This window comes from Blastococcus sp. OS1-29 (assembly GCF_057628075.1).
Map to the genome: position 1 here is coordinate 25,237 of NZ_JBXXJK010000004.1, position 20,121 is coordinate 45,357.

At 72.0% G+C, this 20,121-nt stretch carries 23 protein-coding genes; 11 read left to right on the plus strand and 12 right to left on the minus strand.

Translation table 11 applies throughout. The features are described 5' to 3' along the window. Positions 1-16 precede the first annotated feature (16 nt). Complete coding sequence (locus tag AC2H4J_RS11100) at positions 17-583, minus strand: DUF5655 domain-containing protein (protein ID WP_487464930.1); 567 nt, start codon at positions 581-583, stop codon at positions 17-19. Positions 584-648: 65 nt separating this feature from the next. Between AC2H4J_RS11100 and AC2H4J_RS11105 the strand changes: the two genes are divergently transcribed. Further along, entirely contained in the window at positions 649-1,611 is a 963-nt protein-coding gene (locus AC2H4J_RS11105; RefSeq protein WP_487464931.1) for an EamA family transporter, read from the plus strand. Position 1,612: 1 nt separating this feature from the next. On the opposite strand, the gene AC2H4J_RS11110 is transcribed toward AC2H4J_RS11105, so the two are convergent. From AC2H4J_RS11110 to AC2H4J_RS11120, 3 genes are all read right to left on the minus strand, one after another. After that, complete coding sequence (locus tag AC2H4J_RS11110) at positions 1,613-2,107, minus strand: glutathione peroxidase (protein WP_487464932.1); 495 nt, start codon at positions 2,105-2,107, stop codon at positions 1,613-1,615. 121 nt (positions 2,108-2,228) lie between these two features. Continuing rightward, entirely contained in the window at positions 2,229-2,945 is a 717-nt protein-coding gene (locus tag AC2H4J_RS11115) for a mycothiol-dependent nitroreductase Rv2466c family protein (protein WP_487464933.1), read from the minus strand. Positions 2,946-2,976: 31 nt separating this feature from the next. After that, on the minus strand, positions 2,977-3,381 hold the full coding sequence (locus AC2H4J_RS11120) for a DUF2237 family protein (RefSeq protein WP_487464934.1): 405 nt from the start codon (positions 3,379-3,381) through the stop codon (positions 2,977-2,979). Positions 3,382-3,447: 66 nt separating this feature from the next. Here AC2H4J_RS11120 and AC2H4J_RS11125 point away from each other — a divergent pair, with 66 nt between their 5' ends. After that, on the plus strand, positions 3,448-5,421 hold the full coding sequence (locus AC2H4J_RS11125; protein WP_487464935.1) for an acetoacetate--CoA ligase: 1,974 nt from the start codon (positions 3,448-3,450) through the stop codon (positions 5,419-5,421). On the opposite strand, the gene AC2H4J_RS11130 is transcribed toward AC2H4J_RS11125, so the two are convergent. After that, complete coding sequence (locus AC2H4J_RS11130; RefSeq protein ID WP_487464936.1) at positions 5,411-6,070, minus strand: NUDIX domain-containing protein; 660 nt, start codon at positions 6,068-6,070, stop codon at positions 5,411-5,413. The two genes, AC2H4J_RS11125 and AC2H4J_RS11130, sit on opposite strands and share 11 nt — an antisense overlap. A gap of 116 nt (positions 6,071-6,186) precedes the next feature. Between AC2H4J_RS11130 and AC2H4J_RS11135 the strand changes: the two genes are divergently transcribed. Then, positions 6,187-7,446, plus strand: a complete 1,260-nt coding sequence (locus AC2H4J_RS11135) for an acyl-CoA dehydrogenase family protein (protein ID WP_487464937.1) — start codon at positions 6,187-6,189, stop codon at positions 7,444-7,446. 74 nt (positions 7,447-7,520) lie between these two features. Then, a complete protein-coding gene (locus tag AC2H4J_RS11140; RefSeq protein ID WP_487464938.1) occupies positions 7,521-7,961 on the plus strand; it encodes a DUF1707 SHOCT-like domain-containing protein in 441 nt (146 codons plus the stop codon). Between the two features lie 6 nt (positions 7,962-7,967). Here AC2H4J_RS11140 and AC2H4J_RS11145 read toward each other — a convergent pair whose 3' ends face one another. After that, positions 7,968-9,674: a glycoside hydrolase family 13 protein gene (locus AC2H4J_RS11145; protein ID WP_487464939.1), complete on the minus strand. Its 1,707-nt coding sequence runs from the start codon at positions 9,672-9,674 to the stop codon at positions 7,968-7,970. After that, the gene (locus AC2H4J_RS11150; protein ID WP_487464940.1) at positions 9,674-10,060 is read right to left on the minus strand and encodes a VOC family protein; all 387 of its coding nucleotides are present in this window, start codon (positions 10,058-10,060) and stop codon (positions 9,674-9,676) included. Before AC2H4J_RS11150 ends, AC2H4J_RS11145 begins: the two co-directional genes overlap by 1 nt. 118 nt (positions 10,061-10,178) lie before the next feature. Between AC2H4J_RS11150 and AC2H4J_RS11155 the strand changes: the two genes are divergently transcribed. The 4 genes from AC2H4J_RS11155 to AC2H4J_RS11170 all read left to right on the plus strand — a co-directional run bounded on the left by AC2H4J_RS11155 (position 10,179) and on the right by AC2H4J_RS11170 (position 13,972). Next, positions 10,179-11,480 (plus strand): MFS transporter, encoded by a 1,302-nt coding sequence (locus tag AC2H4J_RS11155; protein ID WP_487464941.1) that lies wholly within the window; start codon positions 10,179-10,181, stop codon positions 11,478-11,480. A 148-nt stretch (positions 11,481-11,628) separates the two neighbouring features. Next, a complete protein-coding gene (locus tag AC2H4J_RS11160) occupies positions 11,629-12,006 on the plus strand; it encodes an FKBP-type peptidyl-prolyl cis-trans isomerase (protein WP_487464942.1) in 378 nt (125 codons plus the stop codon). Positions 12,007-12,165: 159 nt separating this feature from the next. Beyond that, positions 12,166-13,236 carry a cation diffusion facilitator family transporter gene (locus AC2H4J_RS11165; protein WP_487464943.1) on the plus strand — a complete coding sequence of 357 codons (1,071 nt, stop codon included), beginning with the start codon at positions 12,166-12,168 and terminating at the stop codon, positions 13,234-13,236. A 43-nt stretch (positions 13,237-13,279) separates the two neighbouring features. Further along, the gene (locus AC2H4J_RS11170) at positions 13,280-13,972 is read left to right on the plus strand and encodes a DsbA family oxidoreductase (protein ID WP_487464944.1); all 693 of its coding nucleotides are present in this window, start codon (positions 13,280-13,282) and stop codon (positions 13,970-13,972) included. Here AC2H4J_RS11170 and AC2H4J_RS11175 read toward each other — a convergent pair whose 3' ends face one another. The 3 genes from AC2H4J_RS11175 to AC2H4J_RS11185 all read right to left on the minus strand — a co-directional run bounded on the left by AC2H4J_RS11175 (position 13,973) and on the right by AC2H4J_RS11185 (position 15,494). Further along, positions 13,973-14,935, minus strand: a complete 963-nt coding sequence (locus AC2H4J_RS11175; RefSeq protein ID WP_487464945.1) for an NAD(P)H-dependent flavin oxidoreductase — start codon at positions 14,933-14,935, stop codon at positions 13,973-13,975. Positions 14,936-14,960: 25 nt separating this feature from the next. Continuing rightward, positions 14,961-15,203, minus strand: coding sequence for an acyl carrier protein (locus AC2H4J_RS11180; RefSeq protein WP_487464946.1), 243 nt, complete (start codon positions 15,201-15,203; stop codon positions 14,961-14,963). Between the two features lie 78 nt (positions 15,204-15,281). Then, positions 15,282-15,494 carry a hypothetical protein gene (locus AC2H4J_RS11185; protein WP_487464947.1) on the minus strand — a complete coding sequence of 71 codons (213 nt, stop codon included), beginning with the start codon at positions 15,492-15,494 and terminating at the stop codon, positions 15,282-15,284. Between the two features lie 73 nt (positions 15,495-15,567). Here AC2H4J_RS11185 and AC2H4J_RS11190 point away from each other — a divergent pair, with 73 nt between their 5' ends. Together AC2H4J_RS11190 and AC2H4J_RS11195 are read left to right on the plus strand one after the other, a co-directional pair. Continuing rightward, positions 15,568-15,894 (plus strand): ArsR/SmtB family transcription factor, encoded by a 327-nt coding sequence (locus tag AC2H4J_RS11190; RefSeq protein WP_487464948.1) that lies wholly within the window; start codon positions 15,568-15,570, stop codon positions 15,892-15,894. After that, entirely contained in the window at positions 15,891-16,391 is a 501-nt protein-coding gene (locus tag AC2H4J_RS11195) for an SRPBCC family protein (RefSeq protein WP_487464949.1), read from the plus strand. The genes AC2H4J_RS11190 and AC2H4J_RS11195 overlap by 4 nt, the downstream gene beginning before the upstream one ends. Here the strand turns inward: AC2H4J_RS11195 and AC2H4J_RS11200 are convergent. Further along, positions 16,385-16,801 carry a hypothetical protein gene (locus AC2H4J_RS11200; RefSeq protein WP_487464950.1) on the minus strand — a complete coding sequence of 139 codons (417 nt, stop codon included), beginning with the start codon at positions 16,799-16,801 and terminating at the stop codon, positions 16,385-16,387. The two genes, AC2H4J_RS11195 and AC2H4J_RS11200, sit on opposite strands and share 7 nt — an antisense overlap. 30 nt (positions 16,802-16,831) lie before the next feature. Continuing rightward, positions 16,832-17,995, minus strand: coding sequence for an NADH:flavin oxidoreductase/NADH oxidase (locus tag AC2H4J_RS11205; RefSeq protein WP_487464951.1), 1,164 nt, complete (start codon positions 17,993-17,995; stop codon positions 16,832-16,834). Positions 17,996-18,199: 204 nt separating this feature from the next. On the opposite strand from AC2H4J_RS11205, the gene AC2H4J_RS11210 reads away from it, so the two are divergent. Continuing rightward, entirely contained in the window at positions 18,200-20,014 is a 1,815-nt protein-coding gene (locus tag AC2H4J_RS11210) for a phosphoenolpyruvate carboxykinase (GTP) (protein ID WP_487464952.1), read from the plus strand. Positions 20,015-20,121 lie beyond the last annotated feature (107 nt).

Sequence of the window (20,121 nt, forward strand, 5' to 3'; positions counted from 1 at the left end):
CGGCCCAGTGTGCCGCTCAGCCGTTCTGCTCGTACGCCGCCCGCAGCAGGGCGCGCACCTCGTCGTCGACGTCGTCCGGCGTGTGCAGTGCCAGCTTGTGGGTCGCCTGCCCGGGGGCGGTGGCCGGCGTGAGCCGCGTGCCGGCGGGCGGGTCGGGCAGGCGGAGGCCGAGGTCAAGCCGCGACGTCGTCGTCGCCGTGGCGGCGAACTGGCGGCGCCGGACGAAGGGCACGATCGTCCCCCTGCCTTCGACCGTGACGTCGTCGCCGAGCGCCAGCGCGGCCGCCCGCACCGCGTCGAACACCGGCCGCAGCGCGGCCTTCTTCCCGGTGAACTGGCCGTCGACGTACTCCTCGACGGACGGCCGGACCCACCCCGAGGTGCGGGCGGCGGCGTCGGCGATCGCCCACTGGCTGTTCTGCTTCACCCCGTGCACCTCGCGCAGCCAGCGCCGCACGGCGTTCTGGTCCAGCGGGTCGACGCCCGAGCCGGCCACCAGCTCGACCCATTCCTCGAGCGTGCGCCCGGTCCGGTCGGCCATCGAGTCGGTGACGGCACTCAGCATCTCGTCGGGGGTGGGCACGGCGCCACGCTAGACCCGGCGGACCAGTAGGTGGCTCGGGCGCGGTTGGGGACTACCGTCCCGCTGTGACCCGCGCTGCCCGCCCCGCCGCCGGCTACGCGCTGACCCTCGCCTCGGCCGCGCTGTTCGGAGTCAACGGCACGGTGTCGATGCTCGCCCTGCAGGCCGGGATCCCGCCGACCCGGCTGACCGCGCTGCGCTGCACGGGCGCCGCCGTCTGCATGCTCGCCGTCCTGGCGGCGGTGGCGCCACGGCGGCTGCGGGTCACGTGGCGCGAGGTGCCGTTCCTCGCCGTCTTCGGCGTCGTGGGCGTCGCCATGACGCAGTTCCTCTACTACTACGCGATCCGCCGGATGCCGGTCGGCATCGCGCTCGTCTTCGAGATGACGGCACCGGTGTTCATCGCGCTCTACGTCTGGCTGGTGCGCAAGGAGAAGGTGCGCAGCCGGCTGTGGCTGGCGCTGCTGCTCTCGCTGTCGGGGCTGATCCTCGTCGCCGAGGTGTGGCAGGACGGCGGGTCGCTCAACGCGCGCGGCGTGGGGGCGGCGCTCATCGCGGCGCTGTGCCTGGCCGCCTACTACCTGCTGGGCGAGCGCGGCACCGCGACCCGCGATCCGGTGGCCCTCACCTGCTGGAGCTTCGTCGCCGCGGCCGTGTTCTGGGCGGGAGCCGCCCCCTGGTGGGAGTTCGACACCGACCTCGGCACGCCTGTCCCGGTGCAACTCGGCACGCTGACCGTGCCGCTGTGGGTGCTGGTCCTCTGGATCGTCGTCCTCGGCGCGATCCTGCCGTTCTGGCTCTCGATCGCCGCTCTGCGACATCTCTCGCCGACCGCCGCCGGGCTGGTCGCCACGGCGGAGCCCGTGTTCGCCTCGATCGTGGCGTGGCTGTGGGTCCAGCAGGTGCTGTCGGGGTGGCAGGTGGCCGGCGGCGTCGTCGTCCTCACCGGGATCGTCCTGGCCCAGACCGCCCGCGCGACGCCGGTGCCGACCCCGCTTCCCGAGGTGCCTGCCGCGCTGTCCTCGTAGCTCAGACGGGGAGTACCGACTCGATCGCAGCGCGGATCTCGGCGGCGTCCGGCTCGGTCCGGGGACGGAACCGGCCCACGACCTCGCCGGTGCCGTCGATGACGAACTTCTCGAAGTTCCACTGCACGGGGCCGGCCTCACCGTCGGCGTCCGGGACGGCGGTCAGCCGCTGGAAGACCGGGTGCGCGTCCGGGCCGTTGACCTCGACCTTCTCCGTCATCGGGAAGGTGACGCCGTAGGTCGCCGAGCAGAACTCCGCGATCTCCTCGGACGTGCCGGGTTCCTGGCCCATGAACTGGTTGCAGGGAAACCCCACGACCGTGAACCCGCGGTCGGCGAACTCTTCGTGCAGCTTCTCGAGTCCGGCGTACTGCGGGGTCAGCCCGCAACGGCTGGCCACGTTGACCAGGAGCGCCGGCCGGCCGCCGGTCAGCGCGCCCAGCGTGGTCGGTTCGCCGTCCAGAGTGGTGATCGGCAGGTCGAGGAGATCGCTCATGCCGCCGTCAGCGCCTGGCCCGGCCTGCCCATTCCGCCTTCGGGCACCTTCCTCGGCGACAGTTGAGCTCTGCTGACCAGGACGGAGCAGAGCGCAACTGTCCGCCGGGCACGAGGCCGGGCTACCGCTTCAGGCGGCGGCTGCCGCCGTGCCAGTCCTCCTGCTTGCCGACCTCACCGGGCCGCACCCCGAACGAGGGCAGCTGCGGCTGCTCGCGCAGGCTCCGCTTCAGCTCGGCGAAGCCCGGGAACGCCGCGAGGGAGACCACGTGGTCCCACAGGGCGACCGCGTCCTCGTCCGAGGGGAGCCGGCTGATGACCGGCCCGAAGAAGGCGGCGCCGTCCGGCGGCCGGAAGTGCAGGATCGGCGTCCCGACGTCCTTGCCGGTCAGTGCCAGCGCCTCGTCGGTCTCCGCCCGGATCTCGGCGTCCCAGCTCTCGTCGTCCAGCGCCTCGGCCAGCCGGGCAGGCAACCCGGCCTCGACGAGAGCCGGCTCGGCGACGTCGGCCGTGCCCCGCTGACCCGAAGCCGGCGGCTGCTCCACCTCGAAGATCCGGCGGCCGAACGCCTCGTACAGCGGGCCGACGGCGGTCGGCCCGGACTCGGCCCGGGCGGCAGCGGCGACCCGGAGCAGGCGCAGGCCGTCGGTGTGGCCGGCCTCGTAGTCGGGCGGGAACTGCGCCGCGTAGTCGACGTGGGCGTTGAGCAGGCGCAGGGAGATGAATCGCCAGTCGACGGTGTAGTCACGCTGGGCCGCGACCGAGCGGATCCACCTGCTGGTCATCCAGGCGAACGGGCACACGGGGTCGAGGTAGAAGGTGAGGTCGGGGTGGGTCACGGACGACGCGGTACCCGGCCGCGAGATGGGTTCACTCCAGGCCGCTGATGTCGTCGGGGACGTCGACCGCGTGCTGGCGCAGGGCCTCGATCGGGACGATCTCCAGCGCGCGCTCGTTCGTGGCGGCCAGCACGACGCCCGCGGCGGCGCCCGCCTGGTAGGCCTGCAGCCACCGGACGGCGACGACGCACCACCGGTCTCCGGGCTTCAGCCCGGGGAAGCCGTACTCCGGACGCGGCGTCGACAGGTCGTTGCCGAGGTCGCGCTGCAGGGCCAGGAAGTCGGCCGAGACGACCGTGCAGACCGTGTGCGAGCCCAGGTCCTCCGGGCCGCTGGTGCAGTGCCCGTCGCGGTAGAAACCGGTGACCGGGTCGATCCCGCAGGGCTGCAGCGGGCCGCCCAGCACGTTGTGCTCGGCCGGGGATTCGGGCTGCACGGGTGCTCCTGGGCGGCTGGGGGGCGTGCCGTGGTCGACGTCGGCACAGGATGGCATGGTGCGGACGTGACTGAGTCTCCTCAGGTGCTCTGGGCGCCCACCCCCGAGAGCATCCGCACGACCCGCCTCGCGCAGTTCGCCGCCTGGGTGGCCGAGCGCCGCGGCCTCGACTTCGGCGACCCGACGGACTACGACGCCCTGTGGCGTTGGTCGGTGGAGCACCTCGACCAGTTCTGGGCCGACGTGGCCACCTGGAGCGACGTGCTGCCCGGCGTCCCCGACGACGAGGTCCTGGCCTCCCGCGAGATGCCCAGGGCCGTCTGGTTCCCCGGCCGCACGATCAACTTCGCCGAGCAGGCCCTGCGGTACGCCAGTGACGAGCGGCCGGCGCTGATCGTGGTCGCGGAGGACACCGACCCGGTCGAGATCTCGTGGGCCACGCTGCGCGGCCAGGTGGGGGCCTTCGCCGCGACCCTGCGGCGGCTCGGCGTGCAGCCCGGTGACCGGGTGGTGGGCTATCTGCCGAACGTGCCCGAGGCGGTGATCGCGTTCCTCGGCGCGGCCTCGATCGGAGCCGTCTGGTCCTCCTGCGCGCCCGATTTCGGCACCCGCGCCGTCCTCGACCGGTTCGCCCAGATCGAGCCCACGGTGCTGGTCGCCGTCGACGGGTACCGGTTCAACGGCAAGGAGTACGACCGCCGGGACGTCGTCGCCGAGCTCCGGACCGCACTGCCGACGGTGCGGACGACGGTCGCCGTCCCCCGGCTGTTCCCGGACGACGTGCCCGACGGTGCGCTGGCGTGGGCCGAGGCGGTCGCGGACGAGCAGGAGCCGTCGTTCGCGGCGCTGCCGTTCGACGCACCGCTGTGGATCGTCTACTCCTCGGGCACCACCGGGCTGCCGAAGGGGATCGTGCACGGGCACGGCGGCGTCGTCCTCGAGCAGCGCAAGCAGCTGGGCATGCATCTCGACGTCGGCGCCGGCGACCGGTTGTTCTGGTACGCCTCGACCGCCTGGATCATGTGGAACATCGCGACCTGCGGGCTGCTCACCGGCGCCACGATCGTCGTCTACGACGGCGCGCCGGCCTATCCCACGGTCGACGCCCAGTTCGCCCTCGTCGCGCGGACCGGCCTGAACTACCTCGGCACCAGCCCGGGCTACCTGATGGCCTGCGAGAAGGCCGGCGTCGAGCCGGGCGAGCAGCATGACCTGTCGACGCTGCGCTCGATCGGGGTCACGGGCTCCCCGCTGCCGTCGGCGTCCTTCCGCTGGGTCTACGACGCGGTGAAGTCCGACGTGTTCCTGGGCTCGCTGTCGGGCGGAACGGACGTCGCCACCGGTTTCATCGGCGCCTCCCCGCTCCTGCCGGTGACCGTCGGGGAGCTGCAGCGGCCGATGCTCGGCGTCGCCGCGGCGTCCTGGAACGAGGACGGGGAGCCGGTGATCGGTGAGCTGGGCGAGCTGGTGATCACCGAGCCGATGCCCTCGATGCCGCTGCGCTTCTGGAACGACCCGGGCGACGTCCGCTACCGGGAGGCCTACTTCGAGCCGTGGCCCGGGGTCTGGCGGCACGGCGACTGGCTGGAGATCACCGAGCGGGGCACCTGCCTCATCACCGGCCGCTCGGACTCCACGCTCAACCGCGGCGGCGTGCGGATGGGCACCGCCGACATCTATGCCGCGGTCGAGTCGGTCCCCGAGGTCCTCGACTGCGTCGTCCTGGGCGTCGAACAGCCCGACGGGGGCTACTGGATGCCGCTGTTCGTGCAGCTCGCGCCCGGTGCGGAGCTCACCGACGAGCTCCGCGACCGGCTGAGGCAGGCGATCCGGTCGCAGGCCTCACCGCGGCACGTGCCCGACGAGATCGTCGCCGTCCCCGGGGTGCCGCACACCCGCACCGGCAAGCGGCTGGAGGTGCCGCTCAAGCGGCTGTTCCAGGGCGTCGACCCGGCGAAGGCGGTCAACCCGGGTGCGGTCGACGACGCCTCCCTGGTCGACCACTACATCGGGCTGGCGAAGGGCCGCCTCAGCTCCTGAACGGGCCACGCAGCGCGGCCCAGTACAGGAGCATCACGGTCTTGGCGTCGGCGATCCGGCCGTCGTCGATCATGTCGAGCGCCTCGTCGAAGCCGAGCTCCACGACCTCGATGTCCTCTCCTTCCTCCTCGACCCCGCCGCGGTCGCCGGTGCGGTCGGCGGGGGAGTAGGGCGCGGCGAAGAAGTGCAGCCGCTCGGTCACCGAGCCCGGGCTCATGAAGACGTCGAACACGTGCTGCACGTCGCCCACGGTGACGCCCAGCTCCTCCTCGACCTCGCGGCGCACGGCGTCCTCCGGCGACTCGTCGTCGAGCAGGCCGGCCGCGGTCTCCAGCAGCATCCCGTCGGGGTGGCCGTTGACGTAGACGGGGAAGCGGAACTGGCGGCTGAGCAGGACGGTGCGCCGGTCGACGTCGTACACCAGCAGCGTGGCGCCGTTGCCGCGGTCGTAGGTCTCCCGCTGCTCGGTGGTCCAGGCGCCGTCCGGACGGCGCCGCCGCAGCGTCGTCCGCCGCAGCACGTGCCAGCCGCTGGCGAGCAGCTCGACGTCCTCCACGACGACGTCCGGGTTGCCCGTGAGGTCGCGGCCCACCTGGTCCAGGCCGGTCCTCCCGCGGTGATCGGGGACGTCGATGCCGGGCACGTTCACGCGCCGACCCTAGGGGTGGTCTTGCTCACCTGCGCGGATGACCACGGCGTGCGGCGGGCATGCCCACCGGCCAAGGTGTACGTGATCATCCGCCCGCGAAGTGGAGACGACCGACGATGACGTCGAGCGAGAACGAGACCTGGCAGCCCGAGCCGCCGGCGCTGCTGCCCCCGTGGCACACGCCGGAGCGGGAGAAGCTGCAGGAACAGGCCCGCCGCTTCGCGATGGACGAGGTGCTGCCGGTCGCCAACGAGCTCGACCCGCAGAAGGGCGAGATCCCGGCCTCGCTGTTGGCGCGGCTGGCCGAGCTCGGCTACTTCGGCATCACCGTGCCGGCCGAGCAGGGCGGCCTCGGGCTCGGCGTCTTCGAGTACTGCATGGTCAGCGAGGAGCTGGCCCGGGCGTGGATGTCGACTGCCAGCATCCTGGCCCGCTCGCAGGGCCTGGGGACGGCGGTGGCCGACGCCGACCGCCGCCACGACCTGCTCGCCCGCAGCGCACGCGGCGACTGGATCGGCGCGATCGCCCTGTCCGAGCCCGATGCCGGCTCCGACCTGGCCGGCGTCTCGACCCGCGCCGTCCTCGAGGGGGACGAGTGGGTGGTGACCGGCCACAAGCGCTGGTGCGGCAACGCCAAGGCCGCCGACTTCATCCAGGTGCTGGTGCGTGAGCGCGACCCGGAGGAGGGGGAGTCGCGGTCGGCCGGGCTGGTGAACCTGCTGCTGGAGAAGAAGCGCGGCGAGTTCCCCGAGGGGCTCTCCGGCTATCCGATCGACAAGGTCGGCTACCACGGCTTCCTGACCTGGGACCTGGAGTTCGACGGGGTGCGGATCCCGCGGGAGAACGTGATCGACCAGGCGAAGGCCGCGCAGGAGGAGAGCGCGGAGGAGGGCAAGGCAGCCGAGCAGGCCGGTTTCGCCGAGGCGCAGAAGTTCCTCAACACCGCCCGCGTGCACACCGCCGCCCGTGCCGTCGGCCTGGCCCGCGCCGCGCTGGAGGACTCGATCCTGTACCTGCAGGAGCGCGAGCAGTTCGGCCACCCGATCGCCGACTTCCAGGCGCTGCGCTTCACCGTGGCCGAGATGGCCGCGCAGATCGAGCAGTCACGGACGTTCTACCGCCAGGTGGCGCACCTGCTCGACCTCGGCCTGCCGGTGCACAAGGAGGCGTCGATGGTGAAGCTCGAGGCCACCGAGATGTCGGTGCGGGTGACCAACCAGGCCATGCAGCTGCACGGTGGCAACGGCTACACGACCGAGCGGCAGGTGGAGCGGCACTGGCGTGACGCCCGGCTGACCACGATCTTCGAGGGGACCAGCGAGATCCAGAAGCGGATCATCAGTGATCGCCTGCTGCCGCGGAGCCCGCTCCCCTGACGATCACAGCGCCTTGACAGGTCGAGCGGTCAGGCTGGCGCGCACACCGGATCCGGATCTCCAGGAGCGCTGCCATGACGTCATCCGCCCAGCCCGACGCCGGCCGGTCGACCGACTTCCGAGCCTCGGACGACGACCGCGGGGCCGTCGTCCGGACGCTGCACGACGCGGTCGTGAAGGGCCTGCTGACGATCGAGGAGTGCGATGAGCGGGTGGCCGCCGCCTACGCGTCCCGGTATCTGCGCGAGCTCCCGCCGCTGACGGCCGACCTCCCGCCGGCGACGCCGTCCGCGCCCGTCGCGCCCGGGTGGCGGGCCCTGCTGGCGTTGGCCTGGCTCCAGCTGCGGACGGCGCTCGCCGGCATCTCCTGGCGCGGCGTCCAGGCGCGGCCGCGGATGGCGATCGCGATGGCCGCCGTCCTGGCGCTGCTGTTCGTGGGTGCGGGCGCCGTCGGTGCGCTGGCCGGTGGCCAGGGCCACGAGTTCCACCACGCGCAGTTCGACCACCCCCGCTGAGCCGGGTCAGGAGAGGCGCAGGACCCGGGCCTCCCACGGGCGGAGGGTGTCGCCGGGCTCGGCGAGGTTGCCGAGCACCAGTTCGGCGCCCAGCGCCTGCGGCAGCAGGTCGGCGAGCGGGTAGGGCGTCGCGCTCACGTTGCAGACGACCAGCAGCGCCCGGTCGCCGAGGGTGCGGGTGAAGGCGTACACGTGCTCGTGCTGCGGCAGCAGCATCGCGAAGTCGCCGAGGGCGACCACCGGGTTCTCGTGCCGCAGCGCGATCAGCCGACGGTAGTGCGCGAGCACCGACGTGGGGTCCTGCCGCTGCGCGGCGGCGTTCCACTGCCCGTGGTCGGGGTTCACGGGCAGCCACGGCGTGCCGAGCGTGAAGCCGGCGTGCTCGGTGTCGTCCCACTGCACCGGCGTCCGTGCGTTGTCGCGGCTCATCCGGCGCATCGCCGCCAGGACCGTGGCCGGATCCTGACCGGCCACCATCGCGGCGGCGAAGTGGTTCACCGACTCGACGTCCCGGAAGTCGTCGACGGAGGAGAACGGGAAGTTGGCCATCCCGATCTCCTCGCCCTGGTAGACGTACGGCGTTCCGCGGTGCAGGTGCAGCAGGCTGGCCAGGCAGGTGGCGGAGTCCCGCCGGTAGGCGGGGGAGTCGTCGCCGAACCGGGAGACCGCGCGCGGCTGGTCGTGGTTGTCCCAGTAGAGGGAGTTCCAGCCCACGTCGGCCAGCCCGGCCTGCCACCGACCGAACGACGCCTTCAGGTCGAGCAGCCGCAGTGGGCGCACGTCCCACTTCGACGTCCCCTGATCGAGGCCCACGTGCTCGAACTGGAAGACCATGTCCACCTCGGCGCGCGCCGGGTCGGTGAACAGCTTCGCCTGTTCCACGGTGACCCCCGGCATCTCGCCGACGGTCAGCAGTGCGGCATCCCGGCCGGTGAAGACCTCGCGGTGCATCTCCTGCAGGAACTCGTGGATCCGGGGGCCGCAGATGTAGGACGCCGAGCCGTCGCCGAGGCCGGTGCCGGGGATCGGCGGCCCGTCGTGCAGGTGACCGTCGTCGGCGACGTCCTTGGAGATCATGTTGATGACGTCCATCCGGAAGCCGTCGACCCCGCGGTCGAGCCACCAGCGCATCATCGCGTACACCGCCTGGCGGACCTCGGGGTTCTCCCAGTTCAGGTCGGGCTGTTTCCGGTCGAACAGGTGCAGGTAGTACTCCCCGCCGGCCTCGTCGAGCTCCCAGGCCGGCCCCGAGAAGAACGACTGCCAGTTGGTCGGCTCGGCGCCGGGGTGCCCGCCGCCGAAACCGCCGCGGGGCGGCCGCCACCAGTACCAGTCGCGCCGTGCCGAGGTCCGTGACGACCTGCTGTCGACGAACCACGGGTGCTCATCGCTGGTGTGGTTGACGACGAGGTCCATCACCAAGCGCATCCCGCGGGTGTGCAGGGCGGCGACGAGCTCGTCGAGTTGCGCGAGCGTGCCGAACAGCGGGTCGATGCCCTGGTAGTCGCTGATGTCGTAGCCGTTGTCGGCCTGCGGCGAGGGATAGACCGGGGAGAGCCACAGCACGTCCACGCCGAGATCGGCCAGGTGGTCCAGGCGCTGCAGGATGCCGCCGAGGTCACCGATGCCGTCGCCGTCGGAGTCCTGGAAGGAGCGCGGATAGACCTGGTAGACGACCGCGCTGGTCCACCACGGCGGGTTGTCGGGATCCATCAGGCGCCGAACGTGTGGTGCACGGCTTCGACGTTGTTGCCGTCGGGATCCCGGAAGAAGGCGCCGTAGTAGCCCGGGTGGTACTCGGGCCAGACGCGCGGTTCGTGCAGGATCTCCGCACCCGCGTCGCGCGCTGCGGCGAAGACCTCGTCGACCGCCGCGCGGGACGGCGCGGTGAGCGCGAGGTGCACGGGCCGATCGCCGGGACCCTCCATCGGCCCCAGCCACAGCTTCGGGAAGCCGTCCGGGCCGGCGAGACCCACGACCAGACCTTCGGGGTGCTCCATGCGCATGCCCTCGTGCACCCCGCAGGCCGCGAACACCCGCGTGTAGAAGGCGGCCGCGGCGCCGACGTCCGCGCACTGCAGTGCCAGGTGGTCGAGCATGACCGGGACGCTAGACCGGGGGAGTGACAGCGGCAGACCGTCGCTGCGCCGTCGGCGAATTCGGATGCGTCCTGTCGTACCTCTCGGCCACCATGGCGGCCTACCCCGGAGGACCGCCATGACCAGCCTGCCCAGGGCCTTCTCGCCCCTGCGGCACCGCCAGTACCGTCTGCTCGTCGCGTCGATGGCGTTCTCCTTGCTGGCGGCGGGTCTGTGGGCGGTCGCCCTCGTCTGGCAGGTCGTGGCGCTGGGCGGTGGCCCCGCGGCGCTGTCCGTCGTCGCCGCCCTGGGCGCGGGCGGCATGCTGGCGAGCACCCTGCTCGGTGGGGCGCTGGCCGACCGCGTCCCGCAGCGGCGCATCCTGCTGGCCACCGAGCTGGTCCAGGGCACGGCGATGGCCGTCGTCGCCACGCTGTCCCTGGTCGGTGCCGTCCGCCTCGCGCACCTCGCCGCGATGGCGCTGGTCAGCGGGCTGGCGATGGGTCTCTACTACCCGGCGTACTCGGCGCTGGTCCCCTCGCTCGTGTCCGAGGGCGAGCTGCTCGCGGTGAACGGCCTCGAGGGCATGGTGCGCCCGGTGCTGCAGAACGCGGCAGGCCCGGCGGCCGCCGGGTTCCTGGTCGCTGCGTTCAGTCCCGGCGCGGCCCTCGCCGCCACGGCGACGGCGTTCCTGCTGGCCGCCGGCTGTCTCTCGTCGCTGATGACCACGCCGGTGCGCCGAGATCCGCCCGCCGACGGCGCGGCGACCGGACTGTTCGCCGACGTCCGCGAGGGCTTCGTGTACATGGTGCGCACGCCCTGGCTGCTGGCCACGCTCCTGTTCGCCTCGCTCATGCTGCTGGTCTTCATCGGCCCGCTGGAGGTGCTGGTCCCCTTCGCCATCAAGGACGGCGGGGGCGGCCCCCGTCAGCACGCCTACGTCCTGGCCGCGTTCGGCATCGGTGGCGCGCTCGGGTCGCTGGTGGTCGCCTCGTTCCGGCTGCCGCGGCGCTATCTCACGGTGATGAACCTGTGCTGGGGCCTCGGCTGCGTCCCGCTGATCGTGTTCGGCCTCGGCTCCGGTCTCTGGCTGATGATCGCGGCCGGCGCCGTCATGGGCGCGACGTTCCAGGCCGGGATGGTCATCTGGGGCACGCTGCTGCAGCGCCGCGTCCCGCCGGCCCTGCTGGGGCGGGTGTCGAGCCTCGACTTCTTCGTGTCGCTGAGCTTCATGCCGCTGTCGATGGCGCTGGCCGGCACGGTGAGTGAGGTGATCGGCCTGACGACCACGTTCCTCGTCGCCGGGCTGGCGCCGACGCTCATGGCCGTCGTGGCGATCGTGGCGGCCCGACTGCCGGCCGACGAGATCGCCCACCCGCTGGACGTCGTCCCGGAGCTGCTGCAGGAGGCGCTCGAGGAGGGACGTCTGGACCGCGTCTGAGCGGGTCACTCGTGTCGCTGCTTGGATGAGTGGACGGCGCCGGGACCTTCCCGGCGCAGGAGGGAGAACCGGTGACCGAGCTTGCGAGGGCACGCAGAGATGCAGTGCCGTCGGCCACGACGCCGACGAGCGCCAGCGAGGAGGTCTCGTGGCCGAGCTGACGCGACCCGACGTCGAGCCCCCCACCGGGCCGGCGCCGGACGACCTGGTCATCGAGGACATCGTCGTCGGTGACGGGCCCGAGGCGACGCCCGGCAGCCTGGTGAGCGCGCACTACGTGGGCGTCACCCACGACGGCGGCGAGCAGTTCGACGCCTCCTGGGACCGCGGCGACCCGCTGGAGTTCCGTCTCGGCGTCGGCATGGTCATCCAGGGGTGGGACGAGGGGATCACCGGCATGAAGGTCGGCGGACGGCGCCGGCTGACGATCCCGGCCCACAAGGCCTATGGCGAGCGGGGAGCGGGCGGCGTCATCAAGCCCGGGGCCACGCTGGTGTTCGTCGTCGACCTGGTCGGCATCCGGTAACACTGTGACAGTGCGACCCTCCGGGTCGCACCGCGGCCAGGAGCCGTACCCCTCCTGAACTGAGCCCTGTCGCCGCGCCGGCGCGGAGCCCTCCGGGCCCCACTCGGCGCGACACGGCGCATTCGGTTGGGGGCGACCGGATCGGGGCATCGGGACGGCATGACGCCTCCCGACGCCGCGACGGACGCCGACACCATCCGGAGCGCCGACGACCCCCACCGTCCCGGGGCGAAGGCCAACACGGGAGCGAACGGCGGGGCTCCCGCGGAGGCGCAGGACTCCGGGGGCGAGTCGGCCGGCACGGTCATCGTCGCCGGGCTGGCCAACCTGGCCATCGCCATCGCCAAGCTCATCGGCGGACTGATCAGCCACTCCTCGGCGATGCTGTCGGAGGCCGCGCACTCGGTGGCCGACACGGTCACCGAGGTGTTCCTGTTCGTCGCCCTCAAGCGCGGGGAGCAGCCGCCGGACGAGAAGCATCCGTTCGGCTACGGCCGCGAGACGTACTTCTGGGCGTTCATCGCCTCGATGGCGACGTTCCTGGTCGGCGCCGGCTTCTCCTTCTACCAGGGCATCACGACGATCATCGAACGCAAGCCCGAGGGCGATCCGATGATCTCCTACATCGTCCTGGCGGTGTCGTTCGTCCTCGAGGGCATCTCCTTCTCGAAGGCCGTCCGGCAGGTGCGCGGTGCCGCGCGCAAGTGGGGGATCAAGCCGGGCGCGTACCTGAACCGGACGACGGACACGACGGTCAAGGCCGTGACCTTCGAGGACGCCGCGGCGCTCGTCGGCCTGGTGCTCGCCGGGCTGGGCCTGTTCCTGGAGGAGCTGACCGGCGACCCGCTGTGGGACGGCGTCGCGGCGATCGCCATCGGACTCCTGCTCCTGGTCGTCGCCTTCGTCCTGGCGCGGGCGAACAAGTCGCTGCTCATCGGGCAGTCGGCCTCGCCCCGCATCGAGGCGGAACTGAAGGCCGAGATCGAGAACATGCCGCACGTGGACGGCGTCCCCCTGCTCCTGACCTCGGTCATCGGACCCGGGAAGATCCTGGTCGCCGCCAAGGTGGACTTCGACGACACCTCCTCCGTGGCCGACGTCGAGCGGACCGCCGACGAGGTGGAGAAGCGCCTCGTCGAACGGCACGAGGGCGTGCAGTACGTCTTCCTCGACCCCACCCGGGGCGACCGCCCGGCGCGGGCCCAGGCCCACCGCCCGGACGGCAGCTGACGGACCCCGGAATGCTTGAAGCGGCAACGAGGTTGAGGCGGGCATGCAGGTAGAGGTCTGGTCCGACGTCGTGTGTCCGTGGTGCTACATCGGCAAGCGCCGGTTGGAGAGCGCTCTCGAGCAGTTCCCCCACCGCGATCAGGTCGAGGTCGTCTGGCGCTCCTTCCAGCTCGACCCGTCGGTTCCCGAGGGCGAGACGCACCCGACCCTGCCGGCGTTGGCCGCCAAGTACGGCACCACCGTCGAGCAGATGCAGGCGAACATGAGCCACGTCGAGCAGACCGCCGCCGGTGAGGGGCTCGAGTACCACCTCGCCGACGCCGTCAGCGGCAACACCCTGCTCGCCCACGAGTTGCTGCACCTCGCCGCCGAGCACGGCAGGCGCAACGAGCTCAAGGAGCGCCTCCTGCACGCCTACTTCGAGGAGGGGCGTTCGGTCTTCGACGTCGACTCGCTCGTCCCCTTCGCGGTCGAGGTGGGTCTCGACGAGGCCGAGGTCCGCGAGGCACTCGCCGACCGCCGCTACCTGGCCGCGGTGCGCCAGGACGGCGCGACGGCCCAGGCGCTCGGCGCGACCGGCGTCCCGTTCTTCGTGGTGGACCGCAAGTACGGCGCCGCGGGCGCCCAGCCCGCCGAGCTGCTGCTGCAGATCCTCGAGCGGGCCTGGGTCGAGGCGAACCCCCTGATCACCGTGCCGGCCGCCGACGGCTGCACCGACGACAGCTGCGCCGTCTGATCAGCTGAGCAGGCCGGGCACCGCACGGAGGGCCTTCTCCGCCTCGGCGTCCATCTCCCGGACGACGTCCGTCGCCGACCGCTCGCGGGTGACCAGCCCCACGGATTCCCCGGCGTAGAGGGGCGCGTGGGCGGGGTTTCCGGTCCGCCGGCCCTCCACGACCAGCTGCCGGGCGTCGGTGTCGTGGACAAGCTCCTCCTCGCGGCCGTGCCAGGTGCGGCTGAAGTCGTTGACCAGGGCCCGACCGGGCCAGCGGACCGGCCAGGCCACGCCCTCGGCGACGTCGAAGGCGCGGGTCAGCACGGTCTCGTCCCCGGTCGCCTCCCGGATGCGCTCCTTCGCCGACTGCTTGTTCAGCCCTTCCGGGCAGGACAGCAGCGGCGTCCCGATCCAGACGCCCGCGGCCCCGGCGGCGAGGGCGGCCGCCATCCCCCGACCGGTCGCGATCCCGCCGGCGGCCACCACCGGCCGGTCGGTCAGCGTGAGCGCCTCCTGCAGCAGCGGCAGGGTGGCCCGGCGACCCGTGTGCCCGCCGGCCTCGGTGCCCTGCACCACGACGATGTCGACCCCGGCGTCCAGCACCCGGTGCACGTCCTCGGTGGTGTTGACCTGCGCGCAGACCGCGATCCCCGCGTCGTGCAGCGGTCCCACGTAGGGAGCCGGGTCCCCGAACGACACCGACACGAGGCTGGGCGCCGCCGCGATGGTCGCGTCGAACAGCTCCGGCTTGCTCTCCAACACCCAGATCATCAGCCCGACGCCGAACGGCACCTGCTCGGCCGCAGGCATGGCGCACTGCTCGGTGATGAACTCCGCGGAATGCCTGCCGCTGATGCCGATCATCCCCAGGCCGCCGCCTCTGGAGACGGCGCGCGCCAGCTCCCCACCGGCCACCCCCGCCATCGGGGCGCCGATGATCGGCGTCGACAGGTCGAACCAGCGGGTCAGCGGAGTCGTGATCACCCAGCCATCGTGCCGCCGACCGGGCTCACGCGGTAGCCGGGCCCCCGTGCTCGGTGCCCGCGAGGCGGGCCAGGAACTCGTGGCAGCGCCTGGCCCGCTGGGAGTCCTGGTCCATCACCTCGCGGAAGAAGCTCGCGACGTCGTCCAGATTCGCGTTCTCGGCGTCCCGGACGTACTGGCCGTAGTCGTGCCCGGCCTTGAGCGAGTGGTACTGCACCGAGATGAGGTCGAACGTGACGTCGGCGAAGCCGGTCTCACCAGTGGCCATCGGGTCCTCCTCGATCAGGAGTGGTTCAGGCAACAGCGATGGATTCCCCGTGACACGCGCGCGAAACGGACCGATCCGTCACGAACCAGCCGAAGCTGCCCCACCGGTGACGTCACCGCCGCCGGCCTCGTCGGCCTCGGTGGCGCTGGTGGCCAACTCGTCCTCTCCGGTGCTCGCTGGATCGTCCTCGGTCGAGGCGAGGTCCTCGCCCTGGCCGAGCGCACCGGGGTCGGCCTGCAACGTGCGCGGGTCGTTCAGCGGGTCAGGGACATCGGGATCGGTGACGGTCATGTGCCGTCCTTGCCCGGCGGGAGACGACACGGAACCTCTGGTCAACGCGTAACTCCTCTGTTACGCATTCACTGTGCAGACCCTCGGCGCACTGGCCGACCCCACGCGGCGGGAACTGGTAGCCCTGCTCGCGGCCGGTGAGCTCGCGGCCGGGGACCTGGCCGATCGCTTCCCGGTGAGCCGGCCGGCGATCAGTCGCCACCTCCGGGTGCTTCGCGAGGCCGGCCTGGTCCGCTCACGCACCGACGGACGACGGCGCCTCTACGCCCTGGACCCACGGCCGCTGCGCGAGCTCGACGAATGGCTGGAGCCCTACCGCGACCTCTGGGCCCAGCGGCTGGATGCACTCGACACCGAGATCGCCCGGGGGCGCCGGGCCCGAACAGGAGAAGCCCCATGAACGAGGACCTCGAGACCAGGCGCGGCGTCGTCACGCGAGAGGACGACGGCCGGCAGCGACTGGAGTTCCGCCGCTCCTGGCCGGACCCGATCGACGACGTCTGGTCCGCGCTCACCGAGCCCGACCGCCTCGCCCGCTGGATCGGCCGCTACGACGGTCCGCGCGGCGCCGGAGCGACCGGCCGCTTCGTCATGACGCAGGAGGAGGGCGACCAGTCCGGCCAGGGCGTGACGATCGTCGAGTGCGAGCCACCCCGGCGGCTGGTCGTCGAGTGGGAGCCGTCGGACTACGGGCACTGGCGCGTCGAGCTGGACCTGTGGAGCGACGACGGCCGCACGGTGCTCCGCTTCGTCCAGCACTTCCCCGCCGACACCGACGTCACCGACATGGCGATGGGCTGGCACTGGTACCTCGACAAGCTCGGCGCAGAGATCGGCGGCGGTACCGCGCCCACGGACTGGGACGCCTTCGTCGCCGACGTGCGTGCGGTCTACTGACCGCTCGACGACTCCAAGTGGCCCAGGACGCCCATCCCGGCGGCCAGCCAGATGCTCGCCAGCGCGATCGGCGTCTCCACCGGGTCGAGCCGGACGAGGTGGGCTCGCACGTACCGCTCGCACAGGTAACCCGGGCCGTAGAGGACGCCGAGCATGCCGAGCAGCCGCCGGGCGCCGTCGTCCGGTTGCCGGCGGAGCCGGTTGGTCGCCCACCACTGCGCCGCGAGCAGGTACACCGGGGCGCTGTACGCCGTGCCGGCCCACAGGGAGTCGCGGACGACGGTCGTGGGACTGCCGCGCAGGAAACCGACGTCGAAGTTGCGCCGCCGGCGGGCGGCGACCGCCATCCCGGCGAGCTGCACCGCCAGCTGCGCCGACGACAACGAGACCAGCGCCGCACGGGGCCTCATGTCCCCGCACGGTAGACCCGCCGGCCCCGACTATGCAGGCTCGCGCACCTGGACGGGATCCGGGCCCGTCCACGGCCCGAGCGAGCCGAGCAGCTTCCCGCGGCCGGCCAGCCGCGGCCCGGCCTGCACCGGGTAGAGCTCGTACGACCCGTCGGTCAGCTCACGGGCGGCGTGGACGGCGAAGTTCGGGTCGTCCTGCGCCTCGCGGGCCAGCGCCACCAGGTCCGCCGCGCCGTCCGCGACGACAGCCTCGGCCTGCCGGGCGTCGACGATCAGCCCGACCGCCATCGTGGCGATCCCCGCCTCGTCGCGGATCCGCGCGGCGTAGGGCACCTGGTAGCCGTAGCCGAGCGGGTGCTCCCAGCCGCCGCCGATGCCGCCGCCGGAGACGTCCACCGCGTCGATGCCGCGCGCCTTCAGCTCGCGGGAGAAGGCGACCGTGTCGTCCAGCGTGATCCCGTTCCCGGAGCCGTCCACCGCCGAGACGCGCACGAGCAGGGGCCGGTCGGCCGGCCAGGCGGCGCGCACCGCGTCCACCACCTCGAGCGGGAACCGCATCCGCCCCTTCAGCGAGCCGCCGTACTCGTCGGTCCGCCGGTTGGACAGCGGGGACAGGAACTGGTGCAGCAAGTAGCCGTGGGCGGCGTGCAGCTCGACGACGTCGAAGCCCGCGGTCAGCGCCCGCCCGGCGGCGGCCACGAACGCGTCCCGGATGTCGGTCAGTTCCTCGACCGTCAGCGCGCGCGGCCGCGGCCAGCCGGACCCCGCCGGGACGTCGCTCGCGGACACCGTCGGCCACGGCGCCTCACCGGGCCGCGCGTTCTCCGGGGTCACCGGGCCACCCCCGTCCCACGGGCGGCGGCTGCTCGCCTTCGCGCCCGCGTGCGCGAGCTGGATCCCGGCGGCGGCACCCTCCGCGTGCAGGAAGTCTGCGATCCGGGCCAGACCCGGGATGTGCTCGTCGGACCACAGGCCGACGTCGCCGTGGCTGATCCGGCCGTCCGCCGTCACGCCGGTGGCCTCCACGATCACCAACCCGAAACCGCCCAGGGCGAAGCGCCCGAGGTGCACGAGGTGGTAGTCGCCGACCACTCCGCCGGTGACGGAGTACTGGCACATCGGGGCGACGACGAGGCGGTTGCGCAGGGTCAGCCCGCGCAGGGTCAGGGGCTGGAGCAGGGCGGGAGTACTCACGAACTGTGGTGAACGCGATCGCCCACCAGGGTCTTCCGGCCTGAACACAAGACGTCCTAGACGTAACATCTCTCACGGTTACAGACGTCTAGAACGTCGGTAACCTGACCCGACCCGGTTCGTTGCATCAGTGCAACAGCCGGGTCGACTGGCATCGCCGCCGGGGCAGGACGCCGCCCCCGCAATCCACGAGGATGGAGACGCATGACTTCCGTGGCCACTCCCGGTCTCGACAACGCACCCACCACGCACGCCCGACTGCTGGCATGGGTGCAGGAGATGGCCGCGCTGACCACCCCGGACCAGGTGGTCTGGGTGGACGGAAGCGACGAGGAGTGGGAGCGGCTCACCCAGAAGCTGGTCGAGGCCGGCACCTTCCGCCGCCTTGAGGCGAAACCCAACTCCTTCTGGTGCGCCTCCGACCCGCGCGACGTCGCCCGGGTCGAGGACCGCACCTTCATCTGCTCGGTCGACGAGGCCGACGCCGGTCCCACCAACAACTGGATGGACCCGGCCGAGATGAAGTCGGTCATGACCGAGCTGTACCGCGGGTGCATGCGCGGCCGGACCATGTACGTCATCCCGTTCTGCATGGGGCCGGTCGAGGCCGAGAACCCGATGTTCGGCGTCGAGCTCACCGACTCCGAGTACGTCGTCGTCTCGATGCGGGTCATGGCCCGGATCGGCCAGTACGTGCTGGACGCCCTGGGCGAGGACCGGCCCTTCGTGCCGGCCATGCACTCGATCGGCGCCCCGCTCGACGAGGGCCAGCAGGACGTGCCGTGGCCCTGCAGTGAGACCAAGTACATCGTCCAGTTCCCCGAGGAGCGGATGATCTGGTCCTACGGCTCGGGCTACGGCGGCAACGCGCTGCTCGGCAAGAAGTGCTACTCGCTGCGCATCGCCTCGGTGATGGCGCGCGACGAGGGCTGGCTGGCCGAGCACATGCTGATCCTCAAGCTGACCAGCCCGCAGCAGAAGACCTACTACGTCGCCGCCGCGTTCCCGAGCGCCTGCGGCAAGACCAACCTGGCGATGCTCGAGCCGACCATCCCGGGCTGGAAGGTCGAGACCCTCGGCGACGACATCGCGTGGATGCGCTTCGGCGAGGACGGCCGCCTCTACGCCCTCAACCCGGAGTACGGCCTCTTCGGCGTCGCCCCGGGCACCGGTTACGACACCAACCCGAATGCCATGCGCACGATCGAGAAGGGCAACTCGGTCTTCACCAACGTCGCCCTGACCGACGATGGGGACGTCTGGTGGGAGGGCATGACCGACGAGACCCCGGCCCACCTCACCGACTGGAAGGGCCGGGACTGGACGCCGGAGAGCGACGAGCCCTCCAGCCACCCGAACAGCAGGTTCTGCACCCCGATCACCCAGTGCCCGATCCTGGCGCCGGAGTACGACGACCCGAAGGGCGTGCCGATCTCGGCGATCCTCTTCGGCGGCCGCCGCAAGACCACGATCCCGCTGGTCAGCGAGGCCCGGGACTGGAACCACGGCGTGTTCATGGGCGCGACGCTCTCCTCGGAGACCACCGCCGCCGCCACGGGCGCCGTCGGCGTCGTCCGCCGCGACCCCTTCGCCATGCTGCCGTTCATCGGCTACAACGCCGGTGACTACTTCGGCCACTGGGTGAACACCGGCAAGCAGGCCGATGCCACCAAGCTGCCGCGGATCTTCTACGTCAACTGGTTCCGGCGCGACGAGGACGGCGGCTTCCTGTGGCCGGGCTTCGGGGAGAACAGTCGCGTGCTCAAGTGGGTCGTCGAGCGCCTCGAGGGCACCGCGGCCGCCGTCGAGACGCCGGTCGGCCACGTGCCGACGCCGGACTCCCTCGACGTCTCGGGCCTGGACATGACGCCCGAGCAGGTGGAGAAGGCCCTCGCCGTCGACAAGGACGAGTGGCGCGCGGAGATCCCGCAGATCACCGAGTGGTTCGAGAAGTTCGGCGAGAAGCTGCCCAGCACCATGTGGGACGAGCTGGAGATCCTCAAGAGCCGGCTGGCATAGGCACAGCGCGACGACGAGGCCCGGAACCGCACGGTTCCGGGCCTCGCTGCTTGTCCCGGCCCCGATGTTGATCAGGGGACCTGATCGTTCTGGGTCCTCCCTCACGG